The following is a 21,546-nucleotide window of genomic DNA, read 5'->3' as shown; positions in this document are numbered from 1 at the left end:
TTTTATCTATTATTTCTTTATCACGAATTCTAAAGGAGTTCCTGTTGCTCCGCTAGGAAAACTTATATTTAATAAAGCAGACATTGTTGGCGCAATATCTGGAATTACGGTTCTTGTTACAGTACTACCTTGCTTAACTCCTTTTCCATAAAATAATAATGGCACATGAGTATCGTAGTTAAATCCAGATCCGTGAGTAGAGCCTGTATGGCTATATGATATATAAGCTGGATTATAAACAACTATAACATCTCCAGAACGCTTTTGATTAAACCCATTTTGAATCATGTGCTCAATACCATCAGGAAATGACGTAGAAATCATAGCATGAGCCGTGTATGCCTTATCGATATCATTATAAGTTATTAATTCATTAACTATTGTTTGTTGTACAGCACTTAAATCTAAACCTAATGCTTTAATTTTTTCTCTATTTAAAAACACTTGGTTATTACTTACATTCTCTACCAAGTCAGAAGTTCCGTAAGTTTTTGTCATGAATTCAGTAAATTTTGTTTTCATGTCAGAATTATCAACGTAACCTGCAGGCACATTCAAACTTTTTAAATAAGCAGGTACATCTACCGCACCGTGATCAGCAGTTAAAAAAACCGTGTATTCCATTTCGCCTATTTTATCATCTAAAAAATTTAAAAGTTTTTCTAATTCTAAATCTAAACGTAAATATGTGTCCTGTACCTCTTTAGAATTTACCCCAAATTTATGACCTATATAATCTGTACTTGAATAGCTAACCGTCAAAACATCTGTAATAGCATCAGTTCCTAACTGCTCTCCTTCTACAGCTGCAATAGCAAAATCAGTTACAATACTATTACCGTAAGCTGTGGATTTTAATATATCATAACCTCCATTTATCTTACTTAATTTTTTTAAATCATAAGGAAAGGTTGCCGTTTCTTTTCCATTAAAAACACCTTCAAATGTGTTTAAATCTTTACCACTTTCAGTATATGTCGCAATATCATATAATGTGTTCCATGGTTTTAAATAAGATGCCACTTTCCCAGATGCATTAAAATCTGACACCCATTTAGGTAATTCTGTCATATAATATGTGCTAGATATAAATTTACCTTCTGACTTTCCTCTAAACCAATAAGCAGCATTTGCAGTATGTCCGGCAGGCAGTATAGCGCCTCTATCTTTTATAGAAACTCCTATGGTTTTGCCTTGCTTTTGTGTAAACAATCTATTCTCATCTGCAAAGGTTGTTGTTTGCATACGGTGAGGCGACATTTTGCCATCAGCCTTTAAGGTTCCTACTGAATTTACAGATTCATCTCCCGCACAATACACTGTCTCTTTGCTTTCTTTATCATACCAATTATTTGATATAATTCCGTGGTATTTTGGTGTAGTTCCTGTATAAACCGATGCGTGTCCAGGACCTGTATACGTTGGTACATAATTAAAATGATTATTCTTACAGTTAAAGCCTTCATTCATTAGGCGCTTAAAGCCTCCTTCTCCATATTTGTTATAAAACCTTGTTAAATAATCATAACGCATTTGGTCTACAACAATACCAATCACTAATTTTGGATTTGACTTATCTGTAGTTTGAGAAATACTGCTTATTGGTGATAATAAAAAACAGAAAAGTATTATTGTAGAGAATAGTAGTTTTTTCATCTTAATTAATATAAATTTTAGGTCAAAAATACAGTTTTTATAACATCATAATTTAAAATTAAGGTTAAAAAAGCCGTAGATTTTCATACTTTAGCAACAACAATAATTTTTATGACATACCTACATAACATTGGTGCTTATTTTATAATGATTAAAGATATGTTTCGCAAGCCTACTAAATGGTCTGTGATGAAAACTTTAATATTTAAAGACATTGATGACTTAATCATAGGCTCATTAGGTATTGTAGCGTTTATTTCCTTTTTTGTTGGAGGCGTTGTTACCATACAAACAGCTTTAAACATTAGTAATCCTTTAATTCCTAAATATCTTGTAGGCTTTGCCACAAGACAATCTGTAATTCTTGAATTTGCTCCTACCTTTATTTCTATTATTATGGCAGGTAAAGTTGGATCTTTTATTACTTCCAGTATAGGAACAATGCGCGTTACTGAACAAATAGATGCTCTTGAGGTTATGGGAATTAATGCCATAAACTATCTTGTATTTCCAAAATTTGTAGCTCTTATGCTCTACCCTTTTGTAATTTCTATAGCTATGTTTTTAGGTATTATAGGAGGCCTTGCTGCATGTGTTTATGGCGGATTTAGCACGGTAGAAGATTATATAATAGGAATACAAACCGACTTTATTCCCTTTCATGTAACTTACGCCTTTATTAAAACTATCGTTTTTGCATTTGTTTTAGCAACAATACCATCTTTTCACGGCTACTTTATGAAAGGTGGCGCATTAGAAGTTGGTAAAGCTAGCACAACCTCTTTTGTTTGGACAAGTGTGGTTATCATCCTTTTAAATTACATATTAACACAAATGCTTTTAAGTTAATGATTGAGGTTAAAGACATACACAAATCGTTTGGGGATTCTCACATTTTAAAGGGTATTACAACTTCTTTTGAAAAAGGAAAAACAAATTTGATTATAGGCCAAAGTGGTTCTGGTAAAACAGTTTTTTTAAAATGCTTATTAGGGCTATTCGCTCCTGAAAAAGGTACAATAGCTTATAATGGTAAGATTTATTCTGATTTAACTGATGATCAAAAAAGAGATCTTCGCGCTGAAATGGGAATGGTTTTTCAAGGAAGTGCTTTGTTTGACTCAATGACAATTCTAGAAAATGTTATGTTTCCTTTACGCATGTTTACCAAACAAAGTAAAAGCGAAATGGCAGATAGAGCCAATTTTGTTTTAAAACGAGTTAACCTAGAAAACGCTCATAACAAAATGCCTAGCGAGGCTTCTGGTGGTATGCAAAAACGTGTTGCCATTGCTAGAGCTATAGTAAACAAGCCAAAATACTTATTTTGTGATGAACCTAATTCAGGGCTTGATCCTAGAACTTCTATTGTAATTGATAACTTAATTCAAGAAATTACTGAAGAGTATGATATTACTACAATTATAAACACTCACGACATGAACTCTGTTATGGAGATTGGTGAAAAAATTGTGTTTTTAAAAGACGGGCTAAAAGCTTGGGAAGGTTCTAGCGAAACAATTTTTAAAACCGATAATGAAGCCGTTACCAACTTTGTTTATTCTTCAGAATTATTCAAAAAAGTACGCCAAATGTATTTAGAAGAGAAAGGATAACTATTACTTACGCCTTGTAACTAACAATGTATCCAAGTCTAATTTAAACTTCAACCATTTTTCTAGCTTATCTTGCTCTTTATTTATAAATGTTTCGTCATTTATAGAGTCGCTCCATTTTGTTATAAACACATAAAGCGTATCAATCTTTTTGAAATTTGAAGTAATTACGCTAGAATAAGACAACTGATCTAAACCTTCGTAATTTATTTGTACCTCTTTTGTTATTTCCTCAAAAGGAATTGTATTTCGCTCTAACATGTTTAAGCGTTTCATTTTGTTCTCTAAAAACGCAATTTTTTGATTTTGAGAAAGTATGTCTAAAGAATCTCTATATCTAATTTCTTCCATATACTTTAAATTATCTACATACTTATTCCTATTTTGGTTTAGCAATAATTCTGTATTATTTAAAGATTTATATGTTTTCATTCTGCTTTCTAAAAGCGCCACAGTAGACTCTGGCAATTCATCAAGTCCAAATGTATTTATAACAATTTTTGATTTAACATTCTCTTCATCAGAATATTTATAATCAGCATTTTTTTGAATATAAGCCGCATGCGGTAATGACTTTAATTCATTATTCACAAACAATGCTGCATCTCTATTAAAGTTACTTTCCCTTAAAACAGTAATAAAGGTATAGCCTGCAGGAATCATAACTAAAATAGCTAGAAATGTAGCTATTTGAGAGATACGCTTTCGTTTTTTAGAATTTGCATACTTAAGCATAGGAAAGCGCAGCACTTTAAGGACTATAAATGTTGCTAGAGCAATAAATATGGTATTTATAGTAAATAAATACATGGCCTGAATAAAATAATCTGGCCTTCCTTTTGCCAAACCGTAACCCGCTGTACACAACGGCGGCATTAATGCTGTTGCAATTGCTACACCAAAAATCACAGAAGCTATAGTGCCTTTTTTTGTACGTGCAATTATTAATGCAGAACCGCCAAAAAAGGCTATTAAAACATCACGGATATCTGGTTTTACACGGCCTAAAAGTTCTGATGTATCCTCACTTAAAGGGAAAAATCTAAAAAATAGAAATGCCGTAAGTAAACTTAAAACAATCATTACTGCCAAGTTTACCAACGATTTTTTTAATGTATCAATGTCATTTATTGCAACAGATAAACCAACACCTAAAATTGGCCCCATTAATGGTGATATTAACATAGCTCCAATAACTACTGCTGTAGAGTTGGCATTTAGCCCTATTGATGCAACAAAAATTGAACAAACCAAAATCCAGGCGGTAGCGCCTTTAAAAGGAATATCGTTTTTTATTGCTTCAACAGTTGCATCTCTATCTGTATCGTCTCTAAAATCTAATAGTTCACTAAAAAACGTTTTTATACTATGTAATAAACCCTTGGCATCTTTTTTTAGAGCCTCTTTAGATTGCTCAACTGCTTGGGCTTTTTGTTGTGTTTCTTCTTCAGAAAAATTAAATTTATTTTCTTCCATAATTATCCATAATGCTCGCCAAATTTATCTTTGACTTGTTGAAGCACTTTTTTAATATCTTGTTCTTTTGCTTTAGGAAATATAAGTAAAACTTCGTTATCATCTACAACTATATAATCATTTAAACCGTCAATCACGACCACCTTCTCCTTTGAAGTTCTAATCATATTTCCTGACGCATCATCTGTTAATGTCTTTGCATTAACTACAGCATTATTGTTGCTATCCTTCTCTAATTTATCGTATAAACTGCCCCATGTACCTAAATCACTCCAATCAAAATTAGCAGGAATCACATAAACGTTTTTTGATGATTCCATTATAGCATAATCTACAGAGATGTTTTCGGCTAGTTTATAGTTTTCATCTATAAATTTTTGTTCTTGGCTTGTGTTGTATACTTCTGTACCTTTTTCAAAAAGCTTAAATAATTCGGGCTGGTTATTTTGAAATGCTTTAATAACACTTTTTGCACTCCACATAAAAATCCCGGCGTTCCAAAGAAAGTTACCTTGCTCTATAAACTGTTTGGCTGTTTGATAATCTGGCTTTTCTCTAAACTGATTAACAACCTTTATTGCTTTATTAGGCGCCTTATCAAACTCTATATAACCATATCCAGTATTGGGAAATGTTGGTTGAATTCCTAATGTCATTAATGCATCATTTTTTGTACAAAAATCAAAAGCTTGTTGCACATTTTCAGTAAAGGCTTCCTCATCTTCAATCCAGTGATCACTAGGTGCTACAATCATCATAGCATCCGGGTTTTCTTTTTGAACTTTTAAAGACGCATATAAAATACACGGCGCTGTATTCCTCATGGCCGGCTCTAAAACCACCTGTCTTTCAGAAACTTCAGGTAATTGCTCAAGCACCAAATCATTATAACGCTCGTTTGTGAGTATAAAAATATTTTCTTTTGGAATTACTTTTCCTAGTCTATTAAAAGTTCTTTGAAAGAGTGTTTCTCCTGTTCCTAGCATATCGTGAAACTGCTTTGGAAAAGCTTCTTTACTTACAGGCCAAAAACGTGATCCTACACCTCCTGCCATTAAAATGGCATAATAATTTTTGTTCATTGATAATGATTTATCTTACTTCAATTGATAACTTCTACTTCTGCATTCGGGCTGAAAAGATACAATTTTCCTGTTGCAATCTCAACACACTCATAACGTTTAGTACGTTTATTTCCTTTTTTAAACACTCTGTTATTATATAACTTAAATGTACTCCCTAATGGGACTTCAAAAATATACGTTTTATTATTAGGTTCGTCAAATTGTTTTAAAGCTAACGCTAAATTAACATCTGTATCGCTACTAGCTTTAGGGCTCTTAAAATGTTGTGCTATTAATGGCAGTAATTGATTTGGAAAAATATCTGGGTTTATAAACGGTAACATTAATCTTTGAAATGTATATTTCCATTCTTTACCATGAGGTTTGACTTTAAACCCATAGTTTTTGTAAGTTTCAAAATGCGCTACTTCATGTATTAAAGTTATTAAAAAACGATATTGATTTAAATTAGCATTTACAGTTATTTGATGCCTGCCATCTGGAAAACGCCTGTAATCGCCATGGCGAGTTTTTCTTTCTTGTTTAATTTTTACAATTAAATCTTCATTTTCTAAAAGTTTAAAAACTTTTGACACTGCTGCTTCTGGTATAAACTGCTGAATCGCTTTTTGCATGCTACAAATCTACGGTTTTATCGCTAGAATTTAATTATCATCTACTAGGTGATGACTAATATTGTGTAAAAAAAAACTGCTATGATTTAACATCAAGCAGTTTCAATATTTTAAGATTATTTTTATTGTTATTATCGCCCGCCGTTTGCCTGTAAGTCGGCAATACATTGCGCATCTAAAGTTGGAATATTCCCACCAGAAACCATATCTATAATACCACTTCCAGTTTCTGCTGTCCAATACATCAAGCAGTCTTCAACATTACAATGTTTTGGATGTGCACCATCTTCATGATTAGATTGTAAAGGAGCTCCCAGATTAGTTAATCCTAGTATGTGACCAAATTCATGCTCTATAACTACAGATTCTAGTACATTTCTACTTGGCTCTAAAGGTTCGTCACTAAAGCTAGAAATCGTTTCTTCAAAAATAACAAACGATGTATTTCTGTATGCTGTACCTAAAACCACTCCTGACCCTGAATTGCTAGCAGATTCAGCATCTGCAAAAAATGCCCATACGGCAATTTGGTTCTCCGTATTAAATCTGGTTCTATTTGCATCTTCTATTGCAATTATATCATTAATGGTATAAGATGCTAATCCTGGTGATGCAATAGCTCTTTTTTCTACTGTAATACCATCAGGTTTAAATGTTCTATCTTCTAGAAATGATGTAAAATGGTTTATTGCTGCTTGTGTTGGTTCAAAACCTTCTACATAAACAACCTCAACAACCATGCTTGTAAACCTATTTGCAGAAAGCAAATCGTTTGAAGATTGTCCTGCTGATAATTGGTTTGCTAATCTACCTGTAAGTATATTTGAATTAGAAGCATCGTCATCTGAACAAGACAATACTAAAAGGGATAAAAACAAATAAAAAATATAGTTAAGCTTCATAATTATTTTTTTAGTTACTATTAATTATACGTAAATTTCACGAATTTGGTTTATAAAAAATAAAACTTATTTTTTATAAAAGCACAATTACATACGCTCTGGCACTTGTATACCTAATAATGAAAAAGCGTTTCTTATAGTATTTGCAACTGATTGAGATAGCTGAACTCTAAAAATCTTTTCGGTTTCAATATCAGCTCCTAAAATTGATACATTTTGATAAAAAGAGTTGAATTCTTTTACCAAATCATATGTATAATTAGCTATTAAAGCTGGGCTATAATTGCTTGCTGCTTGCTGGATAATATCCGGGAACAACTCTAATTGTTTAATAAGTTCCTTTTCTTTTTCATGAAGTTTTATGTTTGTTATATTAACAGACATATCAAAATTAGCTTTTCTTAAAATAGCTTGAATTCTAGCATAGGTATACTGAATAAAAGGTCCTGTATTTCCTTGAAAATCTACAGAGTCTTTAGGGTCAAAAAGAATACGCTTTTTTGGATCTACTTTTAGTATGAAATATTTTAATGCGCCTAAGCCTATTGTTTTATATACATCTTTTTTTTCTTGTTCTGTATAACCATCAAGTTTCCCTAGTTCTTCAGAAATCTCTTCAGCGGTATTACTCATTTCAACAATTAAGTCGTCAGCATCTACAACTGTACCTTCTCTACTCTTCATTTTTCCAGAAGGTAAGTCTACCATACCATAGCTTAAGTGAAAAAGATTTTTAGCCCAATCAAAGCCAAGTTTTTTAAGAATTAAAAACAATACCTTAAAATGATAGTCTTGTTCATTACCTACAGTATAAACCATCCCTCCAACATCTGGATAATCTTTAATACGCTGTATTGCAGTTCCAATATCTTGTGTCATATAAACTGCTGTTCCGTCGGAACGAAGTACAATTTTTTCATCCAATCCATCCTCTGTAAGGTCACACCAAACTGAACCGTCTTCTTTTTTATAAAACACTCCTGATTCTAAACCTGCAGTGACAAACTCTTTTCCTAAAAGATATGTTTGACTTTCGTAGTACAAAGCATCAAAATTTACTCCTAAATTCTTGTAGGTAACGTCAAAACCATCATAAACCCAACCATTCATAGTTTTCCAAAGCGCAACAACTTCATCATTACCTGCCTCCCATTTTTGCAACATTTCTTGAGCTTCAATCAAAATAGGCGCTTGCTTTTTTGCTTCTTCTTCAGATTTGCCTTCTTTTATTAATGCTTCTATTTCTTTTTTGTACTCTTGGTCAAATTTCACATAGTAATTACCTACTAATTTGTCTCCTTTCAGCCCGGTTGTTTCTGGCGTTTCTCCATTTCCAAATCGTTTCCATGCTAACATACTTTTACAAATATGTATCCCTCTGTCGTTTATAATCTGTGTTTTATATACCTTCTTACCAGATGCTTTTATTATTTCAGCTACACTGTAACCTAATAAGTTGTTTCTAATATGTCCTAAATGAAGAGGTTTATTGGTATTTGGTGATGAATACTCAACCATAACAGCTTTTTCATCAGCTTTTGGAGTTACAAAGCCGTAACTTGGATCATTACTTATACTATTGAAAAAGTTTACATAATAAGCATCTGCGATTTCAATATTTAAAAATCCCTTTACAACATTAAAAGCTTTTACAAAATCTACATGCTCTACCAAATAATTCCCTATAGATTCTCCTATCTGCACTGGGTTACCTTTTACAACACGCAACACAGGAAACACGACTACAGTAATATCTCCAGCAAACTCTCTTCGTGTTGCTTGAAATTCTACGGTTTCTAATTGGGCTTTGTAAATTGTTTTTACAGCCTCTTTCACTTGATTAGATAAGGTGTTTTGTAGATTCATTGAGATTTATTTTTAAGGTTGCAAAGATAAGATTTTTATTAACGTTACGTGTTATATATAATTGATTATAAAAAAACGTGCCTTTTAAGGACAAAATCTAAAGTGCATTTCATCGACAAAAGTGTTTTTTTTCTATGATTTTTACTGTTAGTCGATTACGTTTTTTTTTGATAAAAATTTAGCTATCACTTAAACTAATTTTTTGGTAGTAAATCCTAAAAATTAGCTTTTTAGGTCTCTTTTTTCAATTTTTGTTTGGTAATGCTATTAACACCCCAAATTAATGGGTTTTTTTAAACTAACTAACATTCGCTAGACTTCCTAGAGGTTTCCTTTTATGGATATAAGTTAAGCTTGGTTTACTACTGCCCTATGACTAAATGAGAAAGTTATTTACGTTGTTTGTTTTTATTTTTGTTTGCGTTGGTTATTCTCAAACCAATGTACAAGATAGTCTTGCTATTCAATTAGCATTTCAAAAAACAGATACATCAAAAATAAAAACATCTTTAAGGCTTGTTGAAGCCCTTTATCAAACAAAAGATTATGATAAAGCTTTAAAATATGCTTCTCAAAGCGAGAAACTATCTGCTAATTTAAATTACGAAAAAGGGATAGCCAAAATAGCTTACTACAAAGCTTTAATTTATACAAAAAAAGATGACTACATCAATGCGATGGATAGTTACTCAAAATCTAAAAGCTTATTTCTTCTACTCAAAGACACGCTTCATGTTGCAAGAGTAAACAACAATATAGGATTATTAGAAATAGAAAGAGGTAATTACGAGAAAGGTCTTAAGTATTCTTTATCTGCAATTAAAGAACTTGAAAAAAGGCATCTTACAAAAGAATTATGCTTAGCTTACCAGAGTTTGGCAATAGCATACTCTAATATGCAAATTACTGATAAAGCGATTGATTATTACCTTAACGCTTTAGAATTACAAGTACTACAACAAGATAAGCCTGCTGTAATAGAAACCAACAGAGCATTAGCTGTATTATACTCTCAAGAAAAAGAACATAGAAAAGCTATTCAATACTATGAAAAAACTTTAGACCTAATTGATGAGGAAAACGATTCTTTAAGAGGGGAAATTTTACCTAAACTTGGTGGTGAACACTTACAGTTTAAGGATTATGAATTAGCCTCTGAATACCTGATAGAAAGCTTAAAGCTAAATAGAAAGCTTGGAAACAAATCAGGTTTATTAATTTCATTAAACAACATAGGTAACTTAAACATACAACAACGCCGTTTAAAATATGCCGAAAATCAACTTCTTGAGGCGAATGCAATTGCTAAATCTTTAGATAACAACGAAGAGCTTTTAAAGAACTTTAAACTCTTAAAATCTTTAGACTCTACAAACAAAAACTTTGACAGAGCTTTTATTTGGCAACGTGAGTATTATTCACTTAAAACAAAACTTGAAAAAGCAAAAATTCAAAAACCTACTATTAAAGAAAGTACAGACACTCTCATTGAAAACACCTCTTTAAATATTAATAACTCTAACACATCATATCTTGTTACAGAGCAGAAAAAAGAAAATTCTGAAAATGAGAAAAAGCTTAATGACCTCAAGCTAATTTTTTATGCTTTATTAGCTGCTTTTGCAGTAGTTTTAACCTTTTTTATACTCATATACCTCAAAAGAAATAACAGTATTAAATACACACATGAGCTAGAAGAGAAAAACAAAAAAATAGAACTTCAAAACAAAGCCATTCTAGAACAAACAAAGCATTTAGAGGATATAAATAAAGTAAAAGACAGGTTGTTTTCTATTGTATCTCACGATTTAAAAGATTCGCTAACTTCCATAAAAGGGTTTATTGATTTACTAAAAGAAGGGTCTTTATCACAAACCGAATTTGATAATTTAATTCCTGAATTAAGCGAAAATGCTAATAATGCTTCTTTACTGCTCTTTAACTTATTAAACTGGTCAAAATCTCAAATGCAAGCACTAGAACCTAGTCCTAGCTTATTTGATATTCAAGAAGTTTTTGAAGACAAAGTTCATTTGCTTGAACAAAAAATAGAAAACAAAGGTATAATTCTTAGAGATCATACGCTAAAAGATTTTATTTATGCAGACAGGAGTATGATTGAAATAATCATTCAAAATTTACTCACAAACGCTGTTAAGTTTAGCAAATCTGGAGATACAATAACTATTTCAAACCACATCAGCAACGGAAATTCTGTTATTAGCATTTCTGACACTGGAGTTGGGATATCACCAGAGAATAAAGAAAAAATTTTTAAAAACAACTCGTTTACTACAAATGGCACTAAAAATGAAAAAGGCACAGGTTTAGGGCTTACTATTTGCAAAGAATTGGTAGAACTTAACAAAGGTAAAATTTGGGTTGAAAGCACCTTAAATGTAGGAAGCACTTTTTATGTAGAGCTTCCTAAATCTAATCCAGAAAATTAATTCTTAAGCTTTAGGCAAAAATACTTCTGCCATCATACATCGCGCGCTTCCACCACCACATGCTTCTATAGTATCTAATGAACTTGATAGTATTTTACAATGCTTTTCTATTGTTTTTATTTGACTCTGACTTAAAGAATCATAAGCAGCCTGACTCATTATTAAAAAACGTTCGTCATTTTGACCTTTTACTTGCAACATATTACCAGCAAAGTTATTTACTTGGTCTTCAGTAATTGTAATAATTTCTTTTCCTGTGTCTTTCAAATGTTTTACAACATTTTTTCTTTCTTTTTTATCATCAATACAGTCTAAACATATCACAGCAAAAGTCTCTGCTAGACACATCATAACATTTGTATGATAAATTGCTTTTCGAGTATTATTTACTGTTTGAAAAGCTGTAAATACAACAGGCGTAAACTCAAAATCTTCACAAAACTCTATAAACAAATCTTCATCTGCTCTTGGTGATAAGGCACAATATGCAATACGATTTTCTCTATCTAACAACAAGCTTCCTGTTCCTTCAAGAAATACTTGCTCTTCTTCTGCACTTGTGTAATCTACTATTTGGTTTATCTCGAAACCTTGATTTTCTAATTCAACAAGTACATCTTCTCTACGTTCAAGCCTTCTATTTTCAGCAAACATAGGATACAAGCCTACATTTCCATTCTCATGAAATGATATCCAGTTATTTGGAAAAATAGAATCTGGTGTATCAAAATCTTCTGAGTCACTAACAACCACAACGTTAACACCAATAGCTCGAAGTTTGCTTACGTAAGCGTCAAACTCTTGTTGTGCCTTTGCATTTACGGTATCTGGCAATAAATTATCTAGCACCTTTTGGTAGTAATTATTTACAGCTGTTTGCTCATTCATCCTGAAATTTATAGGACGGATCATTAAAATTGTATTTGTTGTTTGTTGCATAATAATTATCTTATTTCTGCAAAATTACTTTTTTAAAATGAAATCCAATTGTTGATCGATACAAAATCGTTATTTTAGGAGTCAATAATCAAGCCTAATTATGAAGCACCTTTTTATATACCTACTCTCCTGCGTTATTTTATTATCATGTAATGACACAAAGGAGTTAAGTTCTATAAACCCAATAAACTGGCAAGAACGTTTTATTGACTTATCTACAAAAGAGAGTTTAGCAAGCGGCAGCAGTTACTTATCTGTATATTCTGAAATTTATAGTATGACAGAACACAGAACAATAAGTCTTACTGCTACAGTAAGTTTAAGAAATATCAGTGTAAAAGATTCTGTTTTTATATTGAATGCAGATTATTACAATACGCACGGTGATTTAATTAGAAATTACTTTAAAAAGCCCATTTATATAAAGCCGTTAGAAACCCTAGAAATCATCATAGATGAAAAAGATTCTCATGGTGGTTCTGGAGCCAATTTTATTTTTGATTGGAAAACAAACGCAAATAATAGTGAGCCTTACTTTGAAGCTGTAATGATTTCTACATCAGGGCAACAAGGTATCTCATTTACAACACAAGGTATAAAACTTTAAAACAATATGAATCAAGATACCATAAATGATATTATTGGCTGGGATATTATTAATTGGTCTAAAGCTTTTTCCTTTTGGGATAAACATATTGATATAAAAAACAAGCAGCTTTCTTGTTTAGAAATTGGAGCTAGACAAGGCGGCTTATCTTTATGGCTTGCGTTGCACGGCAATAACGTTATATGCTCTGATATAAGTTATAAAAATCAACAACACGAACTAGACAAAACTATAACTCTTCATAAAAAACACAACTGCGAAAACCTAATTTCTTATGAAGCCATAGACGCATCAAATATTCCTTATGAAAACAAATTTGATTTAGTTGTTTTTAAATCTGTTTTAGGAGGCGTAAGCATAGGTTCAAATACTCGTTTAGAACAACAAACTATTAATTCAATATACAAAAGCTTAAAACCTGGAGGTAAAATTCTTTTTATAGAAAATCTTGAAGCATCATTTTTACACATGTATGCAAGAAAAAAATTTGTAAAATGGGGCAATAAATGGCATTACCTTAAACTTAACGAAATGGTATCTTTATTTAAATCTTTTCAGAAAGTAAATTATAGAACAGTTGGTTTTTTTGGAGCTTTTGGTAAAAACGAAAAACAACGCCAATTATATGGCAAGGTTGATACTTTTTTTGATAAACTTGTACCCAAAAGCTGTCGTTATATTATGATAGGTATTGTAGAAAAATGAAAAAGGAGCAAATTAAAATTGCTCCTTTTTTTATTACAACACTTTATGATTATTTCGTTACAATAATTTTTTCAGTGCCTCCATTATCATTTGTTAAAACATAAACACCTGTTTCAGTAGAAGATGGAATTGTTATTTTCGCTATTCCTGTTTGAGGGTTAAAGCTTGTTTGGTTTAATGCGATGTATCTACCTCTGATGTCAATTAGCTTATAAGTAGTTTGTTGAGAAGCATTAGACACATTAATCACACCACCAGAAACAACTGGGTTTGGATATGTATTTGAAATTGAGAAATCAGAAACCCCTAAAGTATTGCTCGTAAAATAAGGAACAGCAAAATCAAAAGCCCCTATTCCTATCGCTTCTCCCATAATACGACCAGGGATATCATCTACCGTTGGATGAATTCCACCCCATATTCTTGATAAACTACACTGGTCAGAAGCATCACGGTAAGTTGCCCATTGTAATGTAACGTCTACTGAAGGACCTTCCTCAAAGACTAAAAACTCATTTTTTCTAGCCTCAAATTCTCCCATACCACCAGGAAAATATTCATCACCTGTAATAAGTGTCATAACTTCAGCTGCTGCTCTTGAGTACGTAGAATGCCCCGAAACATAACCAGCAAATGGTGGTGTTACAAATGAAGGTCGTTGATAAGGCCACCAATCTTCTGATAATATCCAGCCAACTCCAGCTGTATCTGTATCTGTATTATTCACAAAGTCATGACCTTTCCAAGAATATAATTTAATTTTACCTACATGCTGGTTTGAAGCTCCAGCAAGCGGGTCTCCTACTTCAACAACTTCAATATAACCTGGTTGAAGCGGTATTCCTTGTGGGTGATAATTTGCTAGGCCTGGATCTGTACTTTGCCCTAAATCTGCCATATACCTAATTGCTGAAATAGGTCTTAAATAATCATACCATCCTTTTACACTCCAAGCAGAAATCGCTGCATCGTGCATAGCACCACCTAATACAAAGTAGGCTTTTACATCCCATTCTAAAACAACATTATCTGGAATAGAATACATATCTAATCCTGCTGAAGATTTATCAAAATCAGGGTGATCTGTAACATGATTCAATAATGTAAACCAATGTCCAGGAGGTGTTTCTGAATCTGGCCCATCAGCCCAAAATTCAGCCAGTACTCTAGCATAATCGCCCCTTGGAACAATTTGAGGATCATAGGGCTGTCCTGTTGCTGGGTTTACACTACGCCCAACGCCTATATCTCCTCCATTAAATAAGTCATAAAAGCTAGGGTGTTGTAAGTAATCTGTTGGTAATGATGAAAAAGGTATATTTCCTATAGCATTAGGAGAGATGTCCCACATAACACCATCATTAGGATCTAAATGGGAGCCCCAAATAGAAACTAAAGAAAACGTCCATTTATAAGATTCACTTTGTAAACTACTATTAGTATTATCAATATAAGGAGGACTTGATGGGTCATGATAAACTTGGTAGTCTTGGCCGTCTCTTTGATAAGTTGATTTGTCTCCATCTGTCATTGCAAACGGATTTACTTCTCCCCATTCTGGGCTTAAAAAAGGAATCGTCGCTCCATCTATTAAATTACCACTTTGATCAATATATGTGTCTAAACTTAATGACTGCCAGCGATTAGGATCTAGCAATGTATTACTTTCATATGCAGGAGCCAAAGGTGGATTTGCTGGTTGATAAAAACCGTTATCATAGCCTGTACTTTCTCTAGAGCCATCTGTTAAGCCATAGCTAATCATTAGCTGCGCTACATAATTACCTAAGTCAGCAGCGTTTCCTGACTGATAATTACTAGATGTATAATTTATATCATAACCTAGTTCATCCATCAAGTAATCAAATCGCTGTTGAGTTTCAAAGGCTCCTGGAGAGTTTTGAAATCTATGACTTAAAAGTGTATACATAGCATAACTAATGGCTTTGTTATTAGAGTTAATAAAATTTTCTTGAGGAGTAAACGGAAGTAGTGAGCTGTTAAACCCGTGTACTTCATTCCCTACAAAGTAAGGTCTTGCATGCGATTGTGGACTTGGATGAGCTAAAATTCCATCATAAATTGCCCAAATATCATACATAACTACACTAGAGTGAAATAAGTTTCTAGCATGTACTGTTGGTCTTGCAAAATCTTTTCTTATCGCTTCTAATAAAGCTTCATTCCATAATCTAGCAATAGATATATGATCTTGAGTTTGCTGCAATATAATGTCAACATCTAGCTCTACTACAGGGCTTGAGCAATTACCATCACTTTCAGAGACTGTAATCTTGCCTGTTTCATTCAATCCCCATTTTACAACAATATTAGGTGTTCCTTGACCAGATACGAGTTCTCCGCCTCTAACTGACCAAAAAATACTTGTTCCTGTTGCCGGATAACTATATGTTTCTTGTCGTAAAAACCCAGATGTTACTGCCCCAGAGATTGTACCTTCTGGCAAATATGTACATGAATTATCATTTACTGTTGCGTTTGGGTTGTAATTACAAGATGTTGGATCTGTACATCCGTATATTTTTACACTAGGCGATATAGATAAATCTACAATACCTGCACCTTCAGTAGCTTTTACATGAGTATCAGCATTTAGGTTGTTATGAGTCTCTATAAGTCCCGAAGGCCATTTTATAGTTAAGCTAGTTATTTGTGTATCGCCATTAAGACCAAAATGTACCGGTTTTATACTCTGCCCTAAAAAACCTACTCCATTAAAATATCGCTTAAATGTCCCACTATTTGTAACTATAGTCACTTCTGTTCCTATGGCACTTCTGTTTGATGTAGTTCCCTCTAGTGATACTTTAAACCAATGTTGTGTTACTGGCGCATCAAAATTTAGAAGTTTATTTTCATAAAGATAAGAATGTGTATCACTATTTGTTAGGAACAAATCTAAATCTCCATCATTATCATAGTCAAAATCTACTGCTTCTATACTCATTGTAGAATCATGAAGATTTACCGCAGTTGTATTGTTTACAAAGTTGTTTAATCCTTCAACGTAATTGTTTTTAAAATAAACGTTGTATTCCGCTCCTCTACCTTCAAATGTGTAACCGTTTGCTACAAATAAGTCTTCATCTCCATCTAAATCAAAATCTGCAAATTTGGTTCCCCAAGCCCAGCCTGTTCCTGTTATGCCATTAGCTACAGATTGTTCTGAAAATGTATTACTTCCATTATTTAAAAACAAAGCAGTTTCGTCTATTCCTGTTATAAAGAAATCAAAATTCCCATCTACATTAAAATCTCCCATAGCAATACCCATATCGTCAAAATCATTATCTAGTCCAACTGCTGAAGCTTGCTCTATAAAACCTGTTCCGCTTTGATTTATATACAAGTAGTTTTCATCGTTAAAATCATTACTTACATATAAATCCATATAACCGTCTTGATTAAAGTCAAAAGGCATTGCTGTAAAACTTTGTCGTGAAGGTATGCCCTCTGCAATTCCCATAGTACCTGTTACATCTGTAAAAGTACCATCACCATTGTTATGATATAATAAGTTACTAGCACATCCGCCCCAATCATTGATATAGATATCTAAATAACTATCATTGTCATAATCAAACCAAGTTGCTCCCATGTATTGACAACCTGTTGCTACATTAAACCCTGCTGATGTTGTAACGTTGGTAAATGTCCCATCTCCATTGTTTTGATACAACAAGACATTAAATGTATTTGTAAAAAACACATCTGGAAAGCCGTCATTATTAAAGTCTCCCCAAAACGCTCCTTGTTTATAGCCGTCAAAACTATAAAAAATGCCATCTTGACTGTAATCGTGTATTAATAAGTTGGTAAGTCCTGATGCATTGGTTACATCTGTAAAAGAGCCATCATTATTGTTTCTAAAAAGGCGACTATGCGTCCTTTCTACTCCATTAACATCTATTCCTTCTCCTACTACAAAAATATCCATAACATTATCTCCATTGTAATCTACAACAGAAACACCGCTATTTTGTTCTAAAATACCTAGACCTGATACAACATCAGCTCTTTCAAAGGTTTGCCCATAAATTTGATTAAAGAAACTTAAAAAAGCCAGGCTACTTAATAAGTTTAAGTGACGTAAAGTTTTTTTCATGATGATAAATTAAATTTTATATAAATAAAGATATATTTCACCCCTTTATAAAATTTATTCTACCAAGTGTATATTTTTACTTTTAAGTGCTTAATTTCATGTTAATTAACGTCAAAACATCATCGTAATCCACTGATTACAAAGACGTTTCACGGCGTAGAATTTGAAACCTGTAAAAGTTTACCATTGTAGTATTTATGGGCATTTAAAGCGAATTCAGAAATATATTCTGCCATTTTTAATGCTGAAATATTAGCCACATAACCAGGAAAAGCTTCTTCTAACATTTCTGTTTGAACAGCACCCAAAGCAAGCACATTAAAACTAGGACCGGACTCTTTATATTCTTCAGCCAACAACTCGGTTAATGTAATAACAGCTCCTTTGCTTGAACTATATGCAGCTAGTCCTGCAAATTTCATACTCCCTTGAACACCTCCCATAGAACTTATTGTTACTACGTGACTGTCTTTTTTCATGAAAGGCAATACAGTTCGTATCATTTCAGAAACTCCAAAAACATTTGTTTCATAAACTTTCTGAAAGTCAGTAAATGTTGTTTCACTGAAAGGCTTGTTAAGTAGTAAACCTGCATTATTTATAAGTATATCAACATGATTCCATTCTTTTTCAATAAACGCTGTCACTTTTTTATAATCTGATTCATTACATAAATCGAAGGCAAAAGATGAAATGTTATCATATTGAAGATTAGAAACTGGTTGTGCATTTCTAGAAAGTGCCAAAACATGATGACCTTGACTTGCTAAAAGATGCACCATTTCAAACCCAATACCTCTACTTGTTCCTGTTATAATAATATTCTTACTCATTAATTACAATCTCTTTTGTTGCTGTGTTACTCATAGCCTCTATGGCAGGTATTATTGTATTTATAAGGTTCGTCATATGTGTGTAGTCTAACTTATCAGCTTCGTCATCTACATGGTGATAATAATCGTAATTAGATAAATCACAAGACGAAATTGTATGACAAGGCAGATTGAAAGCCTTATAGAAAGCATAATTATCAGACTGTCTAAATAAATTATACTTTTTAGCTACATCTGAAGCTCCTACAATATGAGCACCAGCATATTCATTTATTTTTTCAGCCATATTTGATACATCATACCCTGTTAAAAAAGCTATATAATCACGATCTTTAAAAGGTACACCTATCATTTCCATATTAACCATAGTATATAGGTTGAAATTTTCTGCTTTTAGTTTTTTAGCTAAATGATCAGAACCCAGTAACCCTTTTTCTTCCGCTGAAAACAGCACGAAAAGTAAGCTTCTCTTATTGTTTTTCTTTGCAGCAAAATACTTTGCCATAGCAAGTACAGAACTTGTTCCTGCTGCATTATCATTTGCTCCGTTAGCTATTGAATCGTTATCTACAATACGCTTTGAGATCCCTATATGATCATAATGTGCGCCTATAACAACAAACTCATCTTTAAGTTTAGGGTCAACACCTTCTATATATCCTACTACATTATAGGCATTCATGCCTTTTACCTTAAAACTATCTCTATATGTTTCAAAATAAGGTTTAACGTTGTAAGATTCCAACTCTTTTTCAATAAACAAGGCCGCTTTCTCTATTCCTGAAGTTCCGGTATCTCTACCATTTAATTCATCTGAAGCTAAATAAGAGACCATATTTTTAACCTCTTCACTAGTGATTGTAATTGTTTTTGAAGCATTTTTTTCAGCAGATTTACACCCAACAAATAATAATGGAAGTAAAATAAATATAAAGTATCTCATTTTTTAACTAGTGTTTTTTTACAAGGTTTAAATATAAAAAAATCCCAACTCAATATACTTGAATTGGGATTTTAAGTTATATCAAACTATATAAAACTCCTATTACACTAACATTGTAACTGGGTTTTCTATATATCCTTTTAATGTTTGAAGGAATTGTGCTCCAGTTGCTCCATCTACAGTTCTGTGGTCACAAGCTAAACATAACTTCATGGTATGTCCTACTACTATTTGACCATTTTTAACTACAGGTTTTTCAACAATATTTCCTACAGAAAGAATTGCAGAGTTAGGTTGGTTGATGATAGATGTAAAACTATCTATACCAAACATTCCTAAATTAGATACAGTAAACGTACTACCTTCCATTTCTTGAGGCGTTAGTTTCTTGTTTCTAGCTTTACCTGCAAGTTCTTTAACCTCAGCACCTATTTGCGGTAATGATTGCTCATTAGCAAAACGCACTACAGGAACTACCAATCCGTCAGGAACTGCAACTGCTACACCAATATGCACATGATGATTTAAACGCATTTTATCTGCAAACCACTGTGAATTTACTTGCGGATGCTGTTTTAACGCTAAAGCACATGCTTTAACAATCATATCATTGTATGATATTTTAGTATCAGGAATAGAGTTAAACTGCGTACGGAAAGTTATAGCATTTTCCATATCAAACTCTACATTTAAGTAATAATGAGGTGCTGTAAATTTAGATTCTGCTAAACGCTTTGCAATCACTTTACGCATTTGCGAATTGTTTACTTCTTCAAAATCTTCTTGACCTGTTGGTACAAATTTACCTACAGTAGCTACAGATGTTCCTGGTGTGAAGTTTTCTATATCGCGTTTTATAATACGACCATTCTCACCTGAACCTGTTACTTGAGATAAATTGATACCTTTTTCATCTGCCATTTTTTTAGCTAATGGCGATACAAATACTCTATCTGAAGACGATGTTGATGCTGGTGCAGAAACTTTAGGTGTTTCCTTTTTAGGAGCTTCAGCTTTTGGCTCTGGTTTAGAGGCTGCTTTTGGTGCTTCTTCTTTTGGAGCTTCTGCTTTTTCTCCTGATGATGCTTTGAAATTCTTTGCAATATTTTCAACATCAGTTCCTTTAGGACCTAAAATAGCTAAAAGTGCATCTACTTTTGCAGACTCTCCTTCTTGCAGTCCTACATGTAATAATGTACCTGATTGAAAAGACTCAAACTCCATAGTCGCTTTGTCTGTTTCAATTTCAGCTAAAATATCACCTTCTTCAACGGCATCGCCAACTTTTTTCAACCATGTTGCAACAGTTCCTTCTTCCATAGTATCACTTAAACGTGGCATTGTTACCACTGTAACACCTTCAGGAATATCTACAGTTTCTGTTGTTGGCTCGCTAGTTGCTTCTTCTTTTTCTTCTTTTGGTGCCTCATCTTCTTTTGAATCTTGAGTAGCACTTCCATTTAATAAACCAGAAATATCTTCTCCTTCTTCTCCTATAATAGCTAAAAGTTCATCTACTTTTGTAGTTTCACCTTCTTGAACACCTATATGTAATAGTGTACCTTCATAGAAAGACTCAAACTCCATAGTTGCTTTGTCTGTTTCTATTTCGGCTAGGATATCTCCCTCTTCTACTTTATCACCAACTTTTTTCAACCAAGTTGCGACAGTACCTTCTTCCATAGTGTCGCTCAAACGAGGCATGTTTATTACTTCTGCCATAACTTA

16 protein-coding genes are annotated in these 21,546 nt (G+C 32.8%); 5 read left to right on the top strand and 11 right to left on the bottom strand.

The window, feature by feature from the left end:
• Positions 1 to 9: 9 nt before the first annotated feature.
• Positions 10 to 1,656 (bottom strand): alkaline phosphatase PafA, encoded by a 1,647-nt coding sequence (pafA, locus tag ABD690_RS08555; protein ID WP_344729409.1) that lies wholly within the window; start codon positions 1,654 to 1,656, stop codon positions 10 to 12.
• A gap of 111 nt (positions 1,657 to 1,767) precedes the next feature.
• Between pafA and ABD690_RS08550 the strand changes: the two genes are divergently transcribed.
• Together ABD690_RS08550 and ABD690_RS08545 are read left to right on the top strand one after the other, a co-directional pair.
• Positions 1,768 to 2,505 carry an MlaE family ABC transporter permease gene (locus ABD690_RS08550; RefSeq protein ID WP_344729407.1) on the top strand — a complete coding sequence of 246 codons (738 nt, stop codon included), beginning with the start codon at positions 1,768 to 1,770 and terminating at the stop codon, positions 2,503 to 2,505.
• Positions 2,505 to 3,272 carry an ABC transporter ATP-binding protein gene (locus ABD690_RS08545; RefSeq protein ID WP_344729405.1) on the top strand — a complete coding sequence of 256 codons (768 nt, stop codon included), beginning with the start codon at positions 2,505 to 2,507 and terminating at the stop codon, positions 3,270 to 3,272. The genes ABD690_RS08550 and ABD690_RS08545 overlap by 1 nt, the downstream gene beginning before the upstream one ends.
• Before the next feature lie 3 nt (positions 3,273 to 3,275).
• Here ABD690_RS08545 and ABD690_RS08540 read toward each other — a convergent pair whose 3' ends face one another.
• The 5 genes from ABD690_RS08540 to argS form a co-directional block, all read right to left on the bottom strand.
• Positions 3,276 to 4,748 carry a DUF389 domain-containing protein gene (locus tag ABD690_RS08540; RefSeq protein WP_344729403.1) on the bottom strand — a complete coding sequence of 491 codons (1,473 nt, stop codon included), beginning with the start codon at positions 4,746 to 4,748 and terminating at the stop codon, positions 3,276 to 3,278.
• A 2-nt stretch (positions 4,749 to 4,750) separates the two neighbouring features.
• Positions 4,751 to 5,830 carry a mannose-1-phosphate guanylyltransferase gene (locus ABD690_RS08535; protein WP_344729401.1) on the bottom strand — a complete coding sequence of 360 codons (1,080 nt, stop codon included), beginning with the start codon at positions 5,828 to 5,830 and terminating at the stop codon, positions 4,751 to 4,753.
• 20 nt (positions 5,831 to 5,850) lie between these two features.
• On the bottom strand, positions 5,851 to 6,447 hold the full coding sequence (locus ABD690_RS08530) for a SprT-like domain-containing protein (RefSeq protein WP_344729399.1): 597 nt from the start codon (positions 6,445 to 6,447) through the stop codon (positions 5,851 to 5,853).
• A gap of 131 nt (positions 6,448 to 6,578) precedes the next feature.
• Positions 6,579 to 7,349: a membrane metalloprotease gene (locus ABD690_RS08525; RefSeq protein ID WP_344729397.1), complete on the bottom strand. Its 771-nt coding sequence runs from the start codon at positions 7,347 to 7,349 to the stop codon at positions 6,579 to 6,581.
• An 87-nt stretch (positions 7,350 to 7,436) separates the two neighbouring features.
• A complete protein-coding gene (gene argS, locus ABD690_RS08520; protein ID WP_344729395.1) occupies positions 7,437 to 9,215 on the bottom strand; it encodes an arginine--tRNA ligase in 1,779 nt (592 codons plus the stop codon).
• Positions 9,216 to 9,595: 380 nt separating this feature from the next.
• Between argS and ABD690_RS08515 the strand changes: the two genes are divergently transcribed.
• Positions 9,596 to 11,665, top strand: coding sequence for a tetratricopeptide repeat-containing sensor histidine kinase (locus ABD690_RS08515; RefSeq protein WP_344729393.1), 2,070 nt, complete (start codon positions 9,596 to 9,598; stop codon positions 11,663 to 11,665).
• A gap of 3 nt (positions 11,666 to 11,668) precedes the next feature.
• Here ABD690_RS08515 and ctlX read toward each other — a convergent pair whose 3' ends face one another.
• Positions 11,669 to 12,604, bottom strand: coding sequence for a citrulline utilization hydrolase CtlX (ctlX, locus tag ABD690_RS08510; protein ID WP_344729391.1), 936 nt, complete (start codon positions 12,602 to 12,604; stop codon positions 11,669 to 11,671).
• 100 nt (positions 12,605 to 12,704) lie between these two features.
• Between ctlX and ABD690_RS08505 the strand changes: the two genes are divergently transcribed.
• Both ABD690_RS08505 and ABD690_RS08500 read left to right on the top strand, forming a co-directional pair.
• Positions 12,705 to 13,211: a DUF3124 domain-containing protein gene (locus tag ABD690_RS08505; RefSeq protein WP_344729389.1), complete on the top strand. Its 507-nt coding sequence runs from the start codon at positions 12,705 to 12,707 to the stop codon at positions 13,209 to 13,211.
• A gap of 6 nt (positions 13,212 to 13,217) precedes the next feature.
• Positions 13,218 to 13,916 (top strand): class I SAM-dependent methyltransferase, encoded by a 699-nt coding sequence (locus ABD690_RS08500; RefSeq protein ID WP_344729387.1) that lies wholly within the window; start codon positions 13,218 to 13,220, stop codon positions 13,914 to 13,916.
• Positions 13,917 to 13,965: 49 nt separating this feature from the next.
• Here the strand turns inward: ABD690_RS08500 and ABD690_RS08495 are convergent, their stop codons facing one another.
• The 4 genes from ABD690_RS08495 to ABD690_RS08480 form a co-directional block, all read right to left on the bottom strand.
• The gene (locus tag ABD690_RS08495) at positions 13,966 to 18,042 is read right to left on the bottom strand and encodes an FG-GAP-like repeat-containing protein (protein WP_344729384.1); all 4,077 of its coding nucleotides are present in this window, start codon (positions 18,040 to 18,042) and stop codon (positions 13,966 to 13,968) included.
• A gap of 149 nt (positions 18,043 to 18,191) precedes the next feature.
• Complete coding sequence (locus ABD690_RS08490) at positions 18,192 to 18,875, bottom strand: SDR family oxidoreductase (RefSeq protein ID WP_344729382.1); 684 nt, start codon at positions 18,873 to 18,875, stop codon at positions 18,192 to 18,194.
• Positions 18,868 to 19,818, bottom strand: a complete 951-nt coding sequence (locus ABD690_RS08485) for a M28 family peptidase (RefSeq protein ID WP_344729380.1) — start codon at positions 19,816 to 19,818, stop codon at positions 18,868 to 18,870. Before ABD690_RS08485 ends, ABD690_RS08490 begins: the two co-directional genes overlap by 8 nt.
• 102 nt (positions 19,819 to 19,920) lie before the next feature.
• Positions 19,921 to 21,540: a pyruvate dehydrogenase complex dihydrolipoamide acetyltransferase gene (locus ABD690_RS08480; RefSeq protein ID WP_344729378.1), complete on the bottom strand. Its 1,620-nt coding sequence runs from the start codon at positions 21,538 to 21,540 to the stop codon at positions 19,921 to 19,923.
• Between the last annotated feature and the right edge of the window lie 6 nt (positions 21,541 to 21,546).

Origin of the sequence: Corallibacter vietnamensis, from assembly GCF_039537875.1 — a bacterium.
GTDB classification, from domain to species: Bacteria; Bacteroidota; Bacteroidia; order Flavobacteriales; family Flavobacteriaceae; genus Corallibacter; species Corallibacter vietnamensis.
Note: the sequence above shows the minus strand (reverse complement) of the source record. Positions and strands in the feature narration are given on the sequence as shown.

Bases quoted from the DNA above. Each gene is read 5' to 3' on its own strand.
- ABD690_RS08505 (WP_344729389.1), top strand. From the start codon at position 12,705: ATGAAGCACCTTTTTATATACCTACTCTCCTGCGTTATTTTATTATCA.
- ABD690_RS08480 (WP_344729378.1), bottom strand. From the start codon at position 21,540: ATGGCAGAAGTAATAAACATGCCTCGTTTGAGCGACACTATGGAAGAA.
- ABD690_RS08525 (WP_344729397.1), bottom strand. From the start codon at position 7,349: ATGAAGCTTAACTATATTTTTTATTTGTTTTTATCCCTTTTAGTATTG.
- ABD690_RS08530 (WP_344729399.1), bottom strand. From the start codon at position 6,447: ATGCAAAAAGCGATTCAGCAGTTTATACCAGAAGCAGCAGTGTCAAAA.
- ABD690_RS08500 (WP_344729387.1), top strand. From the start codon at position 13,218: ATGAATCAAGATACCATAAATGATATTATTGGCTGGGATATTATTAAT.
- ABD690_RS08490 (WP_344729382.1), bottom strand. From the start codon at position 18,875: ATGAGTAAGAATATTATTATAACAGGAACAAGTAGAGGTATTGGGTTT.
- ABD690_RS08495 (WP_344729384.1), bottom strand. From the start codon at position 18,042: ATGAAAAAAACTTTACGTCACTTAAACTTATTAAGTAGCCTGGCTTTT.
- ABD690_RS08485 (WP_344729380.1), bottom strand. From the start codon at position 19,818: ATGAGATACTTTATATTTATTTTACTTCCATTATTATTTGTTGGGTGT.
- ABD690_RS08540 (WP_344729403.1), bottom strand. From the start codon at position 4,748: ATGGAAGAAAATAAATTTAATTTTTCTGAAGAAGAAACACAACAAAAA.
- ctlX (WP_344729391.1), bottom strand. From the start codon at position 12,604: ATGCAACAAACAACAAATACAATTTTAATGATCCGTCCTATAAATTTC.
- ABD690_RS08515 (WP_344729393.1), top strand. From the start codon at position 9,596: ATGAGAAAGTTATTTACGTTGTTTGTTTTTATTTTTGTTTGCGTTGGT.
- argS (WP_344729395.1), bottom strand. From the start codon at position 9,215: ATGAATCTACAAAACACCTTATCTAATCAAGTGAAAGAGGCTGTAAAA.
- ABD690_RS08535 (WP_344729401.1), bottom strand. From the start codon at position 5,830: ATGAACAAAAATTATTATGCCATTTTAATGGCAGGAGGTGTAGGATCA.
- ABD690_RS08550 (WP_344729407.1), top strand. From the start codon at position 1,768: ATGACATACCTACATAACATTGGTGCTTATTTTATAATGATTAAAGAT.
- pafA (WP_344729409.1), bottom strand. From the start codon at position 1,656: ATGAAAAAACTACTATTCTCTACAATAATACTTTTCTGTTTTTTATTA.
- ABD690_RS08545 (WP_344729405.1), top strand. From the start codon at position 2,505: ATGATTGAGGTTAAAGACATACACAAATCGTTTGGGGATTCTCACATT.